Source organism: Bradyrhizobium semiaridum, assembly GCF_020329505.1.
In the GTDB taxonomy this organism is placed as follows: Bacteria; Pseudomonadota; Alphaproteobacteria; order Rhizobiales; family Xanthobacteraceae; genus Bradyrhizobium; species Bradyrhizobium semiaridum.
The window spans coordinates 83,035-96,053 of record NZ_JAGKJJ010000005.1 but is presented as its reverse complement, the minus strand read 5'-3'; the positions used below and the strand labels follow the sequence as shown (position 1 = coordinate 96,053).

Genomic DNA, 13,019 nt, shown 5'->3' with positions numbered 1-13,019 from the left:
CGCTGCGTCCGGTTGATGGAACGGGCCGCGGCGGATAGGCTGCTGGCCGGCGTTGCGATGTCGCCGCATAGGTGTCTGGATCAGAATGCTCAGGTGGCCCAAATTCTCGCGTCTTGTGCTGCTGGCGGGCGCCATGCTGTCGATGGGCGTGTCGGCGCAGCTCAGGGCCGCGACGTCGTCGCTGGATGTGCTGCCGGCCGACCGGGCCACCGACGGCTCCGATTCCGTCGATGTCGGCGGTCTGAAGCCATTGGCGCCGCCGCCGAGCAGGGAACCGGTCAAGACACTGCCCAGCGGCAACCCGCTGTGGTCGGTGCCGCTGTCGGCGCTATCAGCGACGGTGGCACGGCCGTTGTTCTCGGCCTCGCGGCGGCCGCCGCAGCGCGCCGTGGTCGGACTGCCGGCCGAGCCCGCTGCCGCTCCGCCGCCGGCCCCGATGGAACCGGAGCGTCCAGGGCTTGCGCTGATTGGCGCGGTGGTCGGCGACGGCGATGCGATCGCGGTGTTTCTCGACAATACGACGCAAAAGACGATTCGCCTGCGCCAGGGCGACACCCACGAAGGCTGGCAGCTCAGCACCGTGCAGGGCCGGGAAGTCACCTTCAGGAAGGCCGGCCGCAGCGAGGTTCTGGCACTGCAGCGCCCGGAGGCCGCGGCCGCGCCGTCCGCTGGCGGTCTGCCGCCGTCCGTCGGCGGTCTCCCCCCGATGCCACCGCTGCCGCCGCAGCCGGTGGCTGGCACGGTTGGCTCCTACGCGCCGTTCGTCCCGCGTTCGACACCGAAGAACGGCGAGTCGGACGGGCTCTGAGCGCGGCCCGTGCGGCGCTCACGCCGCGAGGATCGTGCCGAGGACGTCACACACGCGCTGCTGCTGGCTTTCGGTCAGCCCGATCCACATCGGCAGCCTGATCAGCCGTTCGGCCAGCTGCGTCGTCAGCGCCAGCTCGCCATCGGCGCGTCCGAAGCGCAGTCCGGCCGGCGAGGAGTGCAGCGGCACATAGTGGAACACCGAGCCGATGCCGTTGTCCTTCAGTTTCCGCAGCACCGCCTGGCGTTCGATGCCCGCCGCCAGCAGTACGTAATAGAGATGGCCGTTGTGCCGGCAGTCCGCGGGCACGATCGGCCGGCGCAGCAGCCCGCGCTGCTCGAGCGCCTCGAGTCCCGCGTGATAGCGATGCCACAGCGTGAGCCGCTCGCGGGTGATGCGCTCGGCCGCCTCGAGCTGCGCCCACAGGAAGGCCGCGGTGATCTCGCCCGGCAGATAGGACGAGCCGATATCCTGCCAGGTGTATTTGTCGACCTCACCGCGATAGAAGCGGGCGCGATCGGTGCCCTTCTCGCGGAGGATCTCGGCGCGCTGCACCAGCGCGGGATCGTTGACCAGGAGCGCGCCGCCTTCGCCCGAGATCACGTTCTTGGTCTCGTGGAAGCTGAAGCTGCCGAGATCGCCGATCGCGCCCAGCGCGCGGTCCTTATAGGCGGCCGCAACACCCTGCGCCGCGTCCTCGACGACGGCGAGCCCGTGTCGCCGTGCGACCGCCATGATGGTGTCCATTTCGCAGCCCACGCCGGCATAATGCACCGGCGCGATCGCGCGGGTGCGCGGCGTGATCGCCTGTTCGATCAGGCGTTCGTCGAGGTTGAGCGTATCCTCGCGGATGTCGACGAACACGGGAACGCCGCCACGCAGAACGAATGCATTGGCCGTCGAGACGAAGGTGAAGGACGGCATGATGATCTCGTCGCCGGCCTCGATGTCGAGCAGCAGCGCCGTCATGTCGAGTGCGGAGGAGCAGGAATGGGTCAGCAACGCCCTCGCGCAGCCGGTCTGCTGCTCGATCCAGCGATGGCACCGTGCCGTGAAGCCGCCGTCGCCGGACAGGTGCAGCGCGCGCTGCGCCTCGGCCATGTGTTCGAGCTCGTTCCCGGTCATGTACGGCCGGTTGAACGGAATGGGATCGTTGGCCACGGTACTGCTTTCAAGCCCAGGGGACGGCGGCGGAATTGCCTGCGGTGGACGCCAGATAGGCGGTTTCGGCGCGCAGAATCAACGGCCAATTGGCACCCACAGGAGGGGCGTGGGCAACTCTCGACAATCCCCGCGCCGGCTGCTAGCCCGTCCCCGGGCTGTAGGGTTTTGCCTTGATGGCAGAAGCACTTGAAGCGCGTCGAAACGGTGACCTGAAAGCTGGCATGGCGTTGAAGAAGGGACCGTCCGATCTGCTCGGTAACTCGGCATGGAATGCGATCGCCTTTGCGGTCGCGGTGCTGCTCAACCTCGCGATCCTGCCGTTCGTGATCTTCCGGCTCGGCCTTGCCGCCTTCGGGGTCGCGGGCCTGGTGACCGCCTGCGTGGCGCCAGCGCTGATGTTCAGCAATTCGCTCGGTCTGTCGACGGCGCGCGAGCTCGCGCAGCGCCTTGCGCCGTCCGATCGCGACGAGGCGCGGCGCTTCTTCGCGACCGCGCTTGCCCTTGCCATGATCGCCGGCGGAGTGATTGCGCTCGCGCTGTGCCTGATCGGAGCGCCGTTGGCGCGGCTTGGATTTCATCTGGGCGGCGCGGCTGCCGACGACCTCAACCTCGCGTTCGCGCTGGCCGGCGCCGGCTGGCTGATGCAATGCCTGTTCGCGGTGTTCCTGTCGCTGTTCACCGCGCGGCAGGATTATCGCCGGATCGCGTCGATCAGCATCATCGGCACGCTGGTGACCACGATGTCGATGCTGCTGCTGATCCCGCTCGCGCCCCGCGCCTCGACCTTCCTCGGCTGCCAGGCGCTCGGCTTTGCAACCAACTTCCTCTTGGCGTTCGGCTGGTCGCGGCGGACGATCGGCGAGTGGCTGGCGCGGCCTGCACTCGACCGCGGCGCGCTGCATGCGCTGGCCAGGCTTGGCGGCTGGCAGTTCGCGGCGCAGAGCGGCGCGCTGCTCGCCGGACAGGCGGACCGTTACTTGCTCGGCGCGCTGTTGCAGCCGCAATTCGTCGGCTTCTACGGCGTCGCGCAGCGGCTGGAGGAGGCGGTCTATATCGGCGTGCTGAAGGTCGGCGAGATCCTGTTCCCGTTCTTCAGCACGCTGCAGAAGGGGGACGACGATCGCAAGCTCGACCTGCTGCTGCGCTCGTCCTGGGTCCTCAACGTGCTCGCCGCGAGCGCGCTGGGCGGGCTGATTCCTGTTGCCGGTGCGCTGCTGTATCGCTGGACCGGCGCCGAGGTGGCGGCAGAAGCCGAACTGGTGCTGGTCGTTCTGGCGATCAGCGGTATCCTCGGGTCGAGCGCCAACGTGTTTGCCTTCTATCTGCTGTCGCAGGGCCGCTCCAGTTCCAACGCGCTGATATCGCTGATGACCGGAATCTTCACGCTGGCGACCAGCGCCATCGCGCTGCCCTATTTCGGCTGGCAGGCAGCCGGCTGGAGCTCCTCCGTCGGCATGATCGCGCAGATGGTCACAACGGTGGTCCTGCTGCGGCGGACCTTCAAGCTGTCGGGCCTGTGGCCGCGCATGCTGCATTTTGTTCTGGTGCCGCTCGGTGCCGGGATCGCGGTCGCGCTGACACTGCGTGTCCAATTCGGCAACGCTGTATTCGACCACGTGCCCTCGTGGTGGTATGTGATCTCGCTCTATACGATGTCGGCGGCGGCCATCTTCGTTGCAGCGGTCGCCGCCTCGCAACTTGGCCCCTATCGTGCCGTCTGCTGGCGCGATCTCAGCGCCATCGTTAGCCGCTTCTTGCCGTTGAGGGCCGTCTAGACATGTGCGGGATCGCAGGCATCGTCAATCTTCGCGGCAATCCCGTGGAGCCGACCGAGATTGAGCGGCTGCGCGGCCTGATCGCGCATCGCGGTCCGTTCGGCGAGGGCAGCTGGTTCAATGCCCGCCGCAATCTCGCCTTCGGCCACCGCCGGCTTGCGGTGATCGATCCCACCGACGGTGGCCGGCAGCCGATGCTGTCCGGCGATGGTCGCCACGTCATCGTCTACAATGGCGAGATCTACAATTTCCTCGAGCTGCGCCGCGAGCTCGAGGCGAAGGGCGCGACGTTCCATAGCCAGTCCGATACCGAGGTCATCCTTGCCGCCTGGCAGGCCTGGGCCGAGGGGATGCTGCCACGCTTCAACGGCGAGTGGGCGCTGGCGATCTACGACACCGGCACCGACGAATTGTTCCTTGCCCGGGATCACTTCGGCATCAAGCCGCTGCACTATGCGCTGTCATCGGAGCGCTTCGTGTTCGCCTCCGAGCAGCGCGCGCTGGTGCGCAGCGGACTGATCGATGCGACGGTTGACGTCGAGGTGGCGCGGCGCCTGCTGCTCGATCCGTTCGGGATCGAAGGCAGCGAACGCAGCCTGTTCCGTCGGGTCCGCCGGCTGCAGGGCGGCCACTGCATGTGGCTGCGCAACGGACGCGTCGCGGTGCGCCGCTGGTGGCGAACCGTGGACCGGCTGCCCGATGTCCCGCGCGATGAAGAGGACCGCGTGGCGCGCTTCCGCGAGCTGTTCCACGATGCCGTGGCCCTGCGCATGCGCAGCGACGTTCCGATCGGGACCTGCCTGTCCGGCGGTTTCGATTCATCGGCGGTGATCTGCGCGATGGCGACGCATGAGAAGGCAGGGATGGGGCCGCGCGACTCGACGGCCTGGCGCCACGCCTTCGTTGCGACATTTCCCGGCGCCAGCAACGACGAGCGGCCGGCGGCGGAAGAGGCCGCAGCTTGGGCCGAGGTCAAGCCGACCTTCCTCGAGATCGGCCGTAACGATGCGCTCACCGATATCGACCGCATCCTCGACGACAATGACGACGTCTATATCGGGCTGCCGAGCGCGGCCTGGCTGATCTATCGCGAGCTGCGCCGCCAGAACGTCACGGTGTCGCTCGACGGCCACGGTGCCGACGAATTGATGGGCGCCTATCTGCAAGAGGGCCAATCGACCGCATTCCGGATCCGCAACGCGGCGGCCGCGCTCACCTCCCGCGTCCCGCTCGCGCGGCGCGGCGTCGACCTGCTGCGGGCGCAGATGATCCGGCGCCAGGGCCACTATTTCCTGCGCGGCGGCCTCGCCGGCGTTCCAGCGCCGTTGCCGCTGGTCGCCGAGGACGACGAGCTGCCGCGCCATTGGGGCGCATTGAATCGGCGGCTCTACCGCATGTTCCATTCGACCACGCTGCCGACCATCCTGCGCAACTTCGACCGGCTCTCGATGGCGCACGGTATCGAGGTTCGCATGCCCTTCATGGACTGGCGGCTGGTGACCTACACGATGGCGCTGCCGGAGACCAGCAAATCGGCCGACGGCATCACCAAGGTGGTGGCGCGGCGGGCAATGGCCAACCTGATGCCCGAGAGCATCCGCACCGCGCGCCGCAAGGTCGGCTTCAACTCGCCGATGCCGGAATGGCTGAACGGTCCGCTGGCCGGCTGGACCCGCGAACTGCTCCAGCGCAAGGTCCCGGCATTTGCCGATCTCGTCGATGAAACCGCGCTTCGCGAGGCAGTCGGCCGCTTGACGGCACGGCAAGGCTGGGATTGGGAGAGCGTCGGCCGGATCTGGCCCTATCTGAACATGAAATGGATGCTGGCAAGGTCTTAGGATGCTCAAGCGCGCCATGATAACAGGGGTCGATGCAGTCCTTGGGTGGAGGAGCCGGCTTTCCGGGGCGGTGCATGTCGGGCGCCGGTCAACCATCGCATGGCGCCGCATCCGGGGCGCGGCGGGCAACCACCTGTCGATCGGAGAGGACTCGATTATCCACGCCGACCTCAGCTTCGAGGCCACCGGCGGCCGAATTCAGATCGGGAGCCGCACCTTCATCGGACGAAGCCATCTCGTCTGTTACCGCAGCCTCACCATCGGCGACGACGTCATCATGTCCTGGGGTATCACGGTCGTGGATCACGATTCGCACAGCATCGACTGGATGGAGCGTCGGAATGATGTTCGGGAATGGGCCGCCGGCCGCAAGAACTGGGACAAGATTGGACATGCGCCGGTCCGGATCGATGATCGGGCCTGGATCGGCTTCAATGTGAGTGTCCTGAAGGGCGTCTCGATCGGGAAAGGCGCGGTCATCGGAGCGTGTTCGGTCGTGACGCGGGACATTCCACCCTACACGCTGGCCGTCGGCAATCCCGCGAAGGTGATCCGGTCGCTCGATCATCTGCCGGATCAAAGCCCCGAAGGTTGATGGCGATGCGCATTTTTCAGAACAACGGGCTCTCGCGGGGCTTCCGGATGCATCGCCGCGAGGGGCGTTATCAAGACTTCGCCGCCGGGCGCGCGCAATTCCTCGATACGCGCTTCACCGCATCCCACATCCTGATGCCGGTGCTCGACGGCAGTCCCGATGCATTCTACACCAACGGAGACGACGAGAACCTGCAATTGCTGTGGGCGAAAGAGAACGGTCTTGGTACCTCCGATCTGGAGCAGATTCTGCTGGCGCAGATCGAACAGCATCGCACGGAGGTGTTCTACAATCTCGACCCGATCCGCTATTGCAGCAGGTTCGTTGCGAAATTGCCGGGGTGCGTGAAGACGTCGGTGGCCTGGCGGGCCGCGCCGTCCGGAAATGTCGATCTGAGCGGATACGACCTCGTCGTCTGCAACTTTCCCTCGATCCTTGAGAGCTGGCGCCAGAAGGGTTGCAAGGTCGCATACTTCTCTCCGGCGCACGATCCGGTGATGGATAGCTACGCCAGCGCCCGCAGCGACGAGTTCGATCTGATCTTCATAGGCGGCTACACGCGGCATCACGTCAAGCGCAGCCAGGCTCTCACGGCCGCGGCGTCTGCGGCCGGCGTTCGCGCCCGCTTTTATCTCGAGGACTCGCGCCTCACGCGGCTGGCGAATGCGCTTGCTCCGCTGCCAGTTCTTCGCTCGCATCGGCACCCGGACGAGATCCGCGGAATTCGCGCCGATCCGGTGTACGGCCGGGATGCGTATGCGGCGACTGCGAAAAGCCGGATCGTGTTCAATGGCGCGATCGACATGGCCGGCGACGATCGCGGCAACATGCGATGCTTCGAAGCGCCTGGTTGTGGAGCGGTTCTACTGACGGACGCCGGGCGCTATCCCGAGGGTTTCGTTGATGGCGAAACCATGCTGGAGTATTCGTCAGTCGAGCAAATACCAGAACTGATCGGCAAGCTGATGAGGGACGAGGAACTGGCTAGTTCGATCGCCAAGGCAGGGTATGCGATGGTGAAGGAGCGTTACAGCAAGACGCTGCAGTGGACGAAATTCAAGGAACTGGTCTGAGCGGGCACCAAGCTGGCGGGTTTGCATGTTGGATAAGAAAGCGTTCGCGACCTGGGAAGATGCCGTGGTCTGGCTGCGCAATCAGCCAGACCGGCGCCAGCTTGTGCTCGACGCGTTCTACGACGATCCCCTGAGTGAGGCCGCCGAGCGTTACTTTCAAAGCACGGAATGGCAGGCGATCGCTGCGCGGCTGGCCGGACGCTCGGGCGCGGCGCTCGACGTCGGGGCCGGGCGGGGCATCGCGAGCTACGCGCTCGCCCGCAGCGGATTTGCCGTGACCGCGCTCGAGCCGGATCCGAGCGCAATCGTGGGAGCTGCGGCAATCCGCGGCCTTGCCGCGCAGGCGCAACTGCCGATCCAGGTGGTGGAAGAATTCTCCGAGCGACTGCCATTCTCAGATGCGACGTTCGACGTGGTGTTCGCTCGCGCCGTGCTGCATCACACGCGCGATCTCGAGGGCGCCTGCCGGGAGATGTTCCGCGTGCTGCGGCCCGGCGGATTGCTGATCGCCGCGCGCGAGCACGTGATCAGCACGGAGGCCGATCTGCCGGAATTCCTCGCGCAGCATCCGCTGCATCATCTTTACGGGGGCGAGCACGCTTTCCTGCTTGATCGCTACACCGGCGCGCTGAGCGGCGCCGGGTTTTCCACGATCGAGACGCTGACGCCGCTGCAAAGCCCGATCAACCTGTTTCCCTACACGCAGGAGACGCTGCGCGATGCGATCGTCGCCAAGCTGACGGGCAGGATTCCGATAGGACCGCTGTGGCGGGCGGCACTGGCGTCGGGATCCGTCTTTGCTGCGCTGCTGTCGATTGCCGGACGCTTCGACAACCGGCCGGGCCGGCTCTATTCCTTCGTCTGTCAGAAGGGCTGAGCCATGTCGATCTGGATCACCGGCGCGAACGGGTTCATCGGCCGCCATCTCGTCCGCGCATTGGCTGCCGCCGGCCATGCGGTGCACGGCGTCGGCCATGGTGCGCTCGATGCCACGGAAGCGCGCCGGCTCGGACTGAAGAGCTGGACCAATGGCGAGATCGATGCGGCCAACCTGAACGCATTGGCGGCCGCGCACGGCACGCCGGTGCGGGTGTTCCATCTTGCCGGCGGATCGTCGGTCGGCGTATCGATCGAGCGCCCCTTCGAGGATTTCTCCCGCACCGTGGCGAGCACCGCGCGGCTGCTCGAATGGCTGCGCGGCTCCGCGCCGGACTGTGCGCTGATCGCGGCGTCGAGCGCGGCGGTCTACGGCGCCGATCATGTCGGTCCGATCCCCGAAACCGCGGTGCCGGCGCCGATGTCGCCCTACGGCGAGCACAAGCTGATGATGGAGCAGATGTGCCGGAGCTATGCGCGAAGCTTCGGCATTCGCTGCACCATCGTGCGGCTGTTCTCGGTGTACGGACCCGACCTGCGCAAGCAGTTGCTCTGGGACATCTGCTCGCGGCTCAAGGGCGAGCAGCAGCGGCTCGATCTCGGCGGAACGGGCCGCGAGATCCGTGACTGGACCGACGTGCGCGACGTTGTCCGCTTGCTGGCCGTTGTCGCCGAGCAGCCGCCGCAGGAGACGTTCCGCATCGTCAATGGCGGCTCGGGCCGCGGGACCTGCGTCGCCGACATCGCAGACGGCCTGATCAGGCAGTGGGGCGGCACGACCGCCGTGCGCTACTCCGGAATCGGCCGGCCTGGTGATCCCGTCAGCCTGCTGGCCGACGACGCGAGCCTGCGCCGCACCGGATTCGCATGGACGATTCCGCTCGACCGGGGCCTTGCGGACTATGTGGCCTGGTTCAGGCAGCAGGCCTCATGACGGTATCGCCTCCGATGCGCATCGCGTTCAACTTCATTTCGCGCCGGTTGTGGGCCGGCGGGTACAATTATCAGGCCAATCTGTTCGCGGCTCTGGCCCGCTTCCGGCCCGGCGAGTTCGCTCCGGTCGTCTTTGCCGGCAACCGGAGCGATGAGAGCGAGGTGGCCGGGATCGCCGAGATACAGGGTGTCGAGATCGTGCGGTCGGCGGCCTTCGACGGGCAGCGGGAATTGCCCGCGGCGCTGGCGCTTGGTCTGGCCCGCGGCGCGGCCGCCTCGTTTCAGGCCGCGCGGATCGATGCGGTGGTCGAATCGGCGCGCTTCTACGGCTGGCGACTGCCGATTCCGGCGGTCGCCTGGATACCCGATCTGCAACACCGATCCTTGCCTCATCTGTTCTCGCGGGCCGGGCGCTGGCGCCGCGAACTGGGTTTTCGGATGCAGATCGGCTCCGGCCGAACCATCATGCTGAGCAGCGAAAGCGCGCTGCGCGATTTCAAGGCGTATTATCCGCACGCCAGGAACCGGATCTGCGTGGTTCGCTTCGCAACGCAGCCGCCGTCCGCGCTGCTGGATACGGATGCCTCGGAGGTCTTGGCCGGCTACAATCTGCCGGAGAACTACTTTTATCTGCCCAACCAGTTCTATCGCCACAAAAACCATCAGCTTGTCGTCGACGCCCTGTCGATCCTGAAGGACCGCGGCGTCGACGTGGTCGTATGCGCGTCCGGCAGCACCGAGGACCCGCGCGAGCCGGGCTATTTCGAACGCGTCGATGCGGAGGTCCGAAAGCGCGGTCTCGCTGCCCAGTTCCGCCACGTCGGTATCATTCCGTTGTCCCATGTCTACGCGCTGCTGCGGGCTTCGACCGCGCTGATCAACCCGTCGCGTTTCGAGGGATGGAGCACGACGGTGGAGGAGGCGAAATCGTTCGGCGTTCCCATGATCCTGTCCGACATCGACGTGCACCGCGAGCAGACCGCGGGCGCCGCACGCTATTTCGGCATCGATGATCCGGTCGCCCTGGCGGATCTCCTCGCGGAGGCCTTAACGCAAGCCAAGGGCCCCGTCATTCGCAACATCGTCCCGCATCAAGACGAGAGCGTCAGCGCTTTCGCGGCAAGCTTTGCCGCAACCGTGCGGCAGACCGTTCAGCGGGCGGCTCGCAAGACGGCCGAGGAATAGCTCTCATCCGCCTCGCGTTTGGCCGATAGCGGCGTGATGTACCAGAGCAGGAACAGCAGCAGCGCGCCGTGGGTCACCAGCACGGTCGTGAAGGGAACGTTGAGGATTAGCTGGACCAGGACGGCTCCGGAGACGAGCACGAAGCGCGGCGGCAGATTTGCCGACGCCCGATTGCCCAGCGCGACCACCAGTCCGCAGACGAAAGCCGGGATGGGTGCGAACAAAGGTCCGATCGATGCAACGCCCTCGGTCGCGAACAGCGACGCGTTGAAATATCCCCCGATGCCGAACGCCTTGTAGATGACTGCCGAGAGCGGCTCGTCATAGGCGCACGGCATCACCCGCTTCAACACCCCGATCTGACAATAGTAGGTCAGATCATGCTTGAAGAAGAAATCGTTGTAATAGTCCATCGCCAGCGACGGGATCGCGACCATCCGGAAATTGACCAGTCCGAAATAGGGGATGGACGCCGAATAAGGCACCAGCTCGAACTTGAACAGCGTGAACATCACGAGCCCGATCGCAAGCGGCACCAGCAGCGAGACGATGACCGCGATCCTGAGTTCGAAAATCCTCGAAAGGACCGCCATCACCACCAGCCAGGCCGATGCGAGCAGCGCTATCTTGCTCACGGTGACCGGATAGAATACGAGCAGGATGAGCAGCGCCGCCGCGGCGCGCCATATTTTCTTCAGCTCGATGCAGCAGGCAAAGGCGAACGGCAGCAAGGCGCCGATCGCTATCCCGATCAGATAGTTGAGGGCGGTGGGTGTGCTGAGCGTCAAACGGTAGTCGTAGATCTGATCGATTGAAACCAGCCGGAAGCCATAGGTCGCGCCAATCGACACCACCACGGCGCTGAACACGAGAATGGCGTCGACCAGCCGATCCAGGGCTTTCGGTGAAAGCGTCCAGTACTGCGGCAGCGGCGATCGAATGAACAGCACGGGCAACAGGAAGGCGACGCCCGATGCGATCGCGGACAAGCCACTGAGTGCGTGATTATAGATGAATTCCGAGAATTGATTGAGCCACAGATAGCCGGCGATCATCGTGAAGAGGTAAAATCCGACGAAGTAGCCGAAGCTGAATTCGGCATAGATGAACGCGATCGCCACGGTGGAGAACGCGGCGACGACGGCAATCGCCGGAAGCAGGCCGCTGGACCGGAAGAAAATGTGATAATCCGAATAGAGGTGCGCGACGCAGGCAAGCGATACGCAGGTCATCACGATATGAACGAGAACCAGCAGCGGCAGCCTGTAGCTTTCCGGCATCAGGCCGCGACCGATCCCATTCACCTAGTTTCTCTCCAGCAAGGCTTGGCAGCAAGGCCGTCCGATACCTTATTCAAAACGCGCACACAACGACTGTCGCGATGGGCGTCCTTGCGGCCGCCATGCCGGCGAGACCCCCGCGTTCTGGACCGCATCTGCCGTCCGTCGCGGTCAGATGCTTCCGAAATCATCGGTCGCGGCCTCTTTGCTCGCGGCTTGGAATCGACGAAGAAACTTGAATTCTCGCCAATTGTCTCCGGGGCGCCCGTCGTTATGGCAGGTTCCAAATCCCGTCCCCGGGGGCCTTGCTGGTAATTGCAGTAAATTCAATAGCTTATAACCGCGCCTTGGGTTGTCCGGCTTGCCATCCTGCGATCCCGCGACGGGATCCATTCGGGTTTCGGCACTTTCCATCTGGCCTCGCGGCACCGGAGTGGCTAGAAGGCGGCGGTAATGCCGGAGGCGCCGGCGTTCAAGGAGACCTGGGGCTTGCGAAAGATATTGCTGACGGGCGCGGGTGGATTCATCGGCTCCCATCTTGCTGAAGAACTGGTCCGCCGGCAGTTCGGCGTGCGCGCCTTCGTGCACTACAACAGCATGGGATCGTATGGCTGGCTCGATACGCTGCCCGGCGATGTGCTCGGCGAGATCGACGTGTTCGCCGGCAACGTCTGTGACCCAAATGGGCTACGTACCGCGATGAAGGGATGCGATGCCGTGCTGCATCTCGCCGCCCTCATTGCCATACCCTATTCGTACCATTCGCCCGATACCTACCTCGATACGAACATCCGCGGCACGCTGAACGTGCTGCAGGCCGCGCGCGATCTCGATGTCGGCCATGTGGTGCACACCTCGACCAGCGAAGTCTACGGCACCGCGCAATTCGTTCCGATCACCGAGGAGCACCCGTTGCAGGGGCAGTCACCCTATTCGGCGACCAAGATCGGGGCGGACCAGATCGCGCTGTCGTTCGAGAAGTCGTTCGGCACTCCGGTGACCGTGGTGCGGCCGTTCAACACCTACGGCCCGCGGCAGTCCACCCGCGCGGTGATTCCGACCATCATCACCCAGATCGCGGCCGGGGCGCGCCGCATCAAGCTCGGCAGCGTTCATCCGACCCGCGACTTCAACTATGTCGCCGACACGGTCGGCGGCTTCGTGGCGGCGCTGGAGAAGCGGGCCGGCATCGGCGAGGTCGTCAATATTGGCAGCGGCTTCGAGATTTCGATCGGCGACACCGCACGCCTGATCGCCGAGGTGATGGGGGCCGAGATCGAGATCGAGCAGGACGACATCCGCGTCCGTCCCGACCGCAGCGAGGTCGAACGGCTGTGGGCGAGCAACGCCAAGGCCGCGAAGCTGCTCGGCTGGTCGCCGCGTTTCGGCGGCGTCGAAGGGCTGCGCAAGGGCCTCGAGCAGACCATCGCCTGGTTCACCAAGCAGGAGAACCTCTCCCGCTATCGCGCCAACGCCTACACGCTGTGAGTTC

General features: G+C 65.4%; 11 protein-coding genes. 9 read left to right on the top strand and 2 right to left on the bottom strand.

The annotated features are described in order from the left end of the window. Positions 1 to 85: 85 nt before the first annotated feature. Positions 86 to 808, top strand: a complete 723-nt coding sequence (locus tag J6500_RS08000) for a hypothetical protein (RefSeq protein ID WP_225712143.1) — start codon at positions 86 to 88, stop codon at positions 806 to 808. 18 nt (positions 809 to 826) lie between these two features. Here the strand turns inward: J6500_RS08000 and rffA are convergent, their stop codons facing one another. Continuing rightward, positions 827 to 1,969, bottom strand: a complete 1,143-nt coding sequence (gene rffA, locus J6500_RS07995; RefSeq protein WP_225712142.1) for a dTDP-4-amino-4,6-dideoxygalactose transaminase — start codon at positions 1,967 to 1,969, stop codon at positions 827 to 829. Between the two features lie 224 nt (positions 1,970 to 2,193). On the opposite strand from rffA, the gene J6500_RS07990 reads away from it, so the two are divergent. The 7 genes from J6500_RS07990 to J6500_RS07960 are packed head-to-tail and all read left to right on the top strand — an operon-like array spanning position 2,194 to position 10,247. After that, positions 2,194 to 3,747: a lipopolysaccharide biosynthesis protein gene (locus J6500_RS07990; protein ID WP_225712141.1), complete on the top strand. Its 1,554-nt coding sequence runs from the start codon at positions 2,194 to 2,196 to the stop codon at positions 3,745 to 3,747. Positions 3,748 to 3,749: 2 nt separating this feature from the next. Then, positions 3,750 to 5,585 carry an asparagine synthase (glutamine-hydrolyzing) gene (gene asnB, locus J6500_RS07985; protein WP_225712140.1) on the top strand — a complete coding sequence of 612 codons (1,836 nt, stop codon included), beginning with the start codon at positions 3,750 to 3,752 and terminating at the stop codon, positions 5,583 to 5,585. 1 nt (position 5,586) lies between these two features. Continuing rightward, entirely contained in the window at positions 5,587 to 6,180 is a 594-nt protein-coding gene (locus tag J6500_RS07980; RefSeq protein ID WP_225712139.1) for an acyltransferase, read from the top strand. Next, positions 6,180 to 7,253 carry a glycosyltransferase family protein gene (locus tag J6500_RS07975; protein ID WP_225712138.1) on the top strand — a complete coding sequence of 358 codons (1,074 nt, stop codon included), beginning with the start codon at positions 6,180 to 6,182 and terminating at the stop codon, positions 7,251 to 7,253. The genes J6500_RS07980 and J6500_RS07975 overlap by 1 nt, the downstream gene beginning before the upstream one ends. Positions 7,254 to 7,278: 25 nt before the next feature. Continuing rightward, a complete protein-coding gene (locus J6500_RS07970) occupies positions 7,279 to 8,130 on the top strand; it encodes a class I SAM-dependent methyltransferase (protein ID WP_225712137.1) in 852 nt (283 codons plus the stop codon). A gap of 3 nt (positions 8,131 to 8,133) precedes the next feature. Continuing rightward, on the top strand, positions 8,134 to 9,063 hold the full coding sequence (locus J6500_RS07965) for an NAD-dependent epimerase/dehydratase family protein (protein ID WP_225712136.1): 930 nt from the start codon (positions 8,134 to 8,136) through the stop codon (positions 9,061 to 9,063). A gap of 14 nt (positions 9,064 to 9,077) precedes the next feature. Continuing rightward, a complete protein-coding gene (locus tag J6500_RS07960) occupies positions 9,078 to 10,247 on the top strand; it encodes a glycosyltransferase family 4 protein (protein WP_225712135.1) in 1,170 nt (389 codons plus the stop codon). Here J6500_RS07960 and J6500_RS07955 read toward each other — a convergent pair. Further along, positions 10,214 to 11,551 (bottom strand): hypothetical protein, encoded by a 1,338-nt coding sequence (locus tag J6500_RS07955; protein ID WP_225712134.1) that lies wholly within the window; start codon positions 11,549 to 11,551, stop codon positions 10,214 to 10,216. The two genes, J6500_RS07960 and J6500_RS07955, sit on opposite strands and share 34 nt — an antisense overlap. A gap of 465 nt (positions 11,552 to 12,016) precedes the next feature. Between J6500_RS07955 and J6500_RS07950 the strand changes: the two genes are divergently transcribed. Next, positions 12,017 to 13,015, top strand: a complete 999-nt coding sequence (locus J6500_RS07950; protein WP_225712298.1) for an NAD-dependent 4,6-dehydratase LegB — start codon at positions 12,017 to 12,019, stop codon at positions 13,013 to 13,015. Positions 13,016 to 13,019 lie beyond the last annotated feature (4 nt).

What these genes read in the sequence shown, in the direction of transcription:
- J6500_RS08000 (WP_225712143.1), top strand. Translation starts at nt 86, where the DNA reads ATGCTCAGGTGGCCCAAATTCTCGCGTCTTGTGCTGCTGGCGGGCGCC.
- J6500_RS07975 (WP_225712138.1), top strand. Translation starts at nt 6,180, where the DNA reads ATGGCGATGCGCATTTTTCAGAACAACGGGCTCTCGCGGGGCTTCCGG.
- J6500_RS07980 (WP_225712139.1), top strand. Translation starts at nt 5,587, where the DNA reads ATGCTCAAGCGCGCCATGATAACAGGGGTCGATGCAGTCCTTGGGTGG.
- J6500_RS07970 (WP_225712137.1), top strand. Translation starts at nt 7,279, where the DNA reads ATGTTGGATAAGAAAGCGTTCGCGACCTGGGAAGATGCCGTGGTCTGG.
- J6500_RS07960 (WP_225712135.1), top strand. Translation starts at nt 9,078, where the DNA reads ATGCGCATCGCGTTCAACTTCATTTCGCGCCGGTTGTGGGCCGGCGGG.
- asnB (WP_225712140.1), top strand. Translation starts at nt 3,750, where the DNA reads ATGTGCGGGATCGCAGGCATCGTCAATCTTCGCGGCAATCCCGTGGAG.
- J6500_RS07965 (WP_225712136.1), top strand. Translation starts at nt 8,134, where the DNA reads ATGTCGATCTGGATCACCGGCGCGAACGGGTTCATCGGCCGCCATCTC.
- J6500_RS07990 (WP_225712141.1), top strand. Translation starts at nt 2,194, where the DNA reads ATGGCGTTGAAGAAGGGACCGTCCGATCTGCTCGGTAACTCGGCATGG.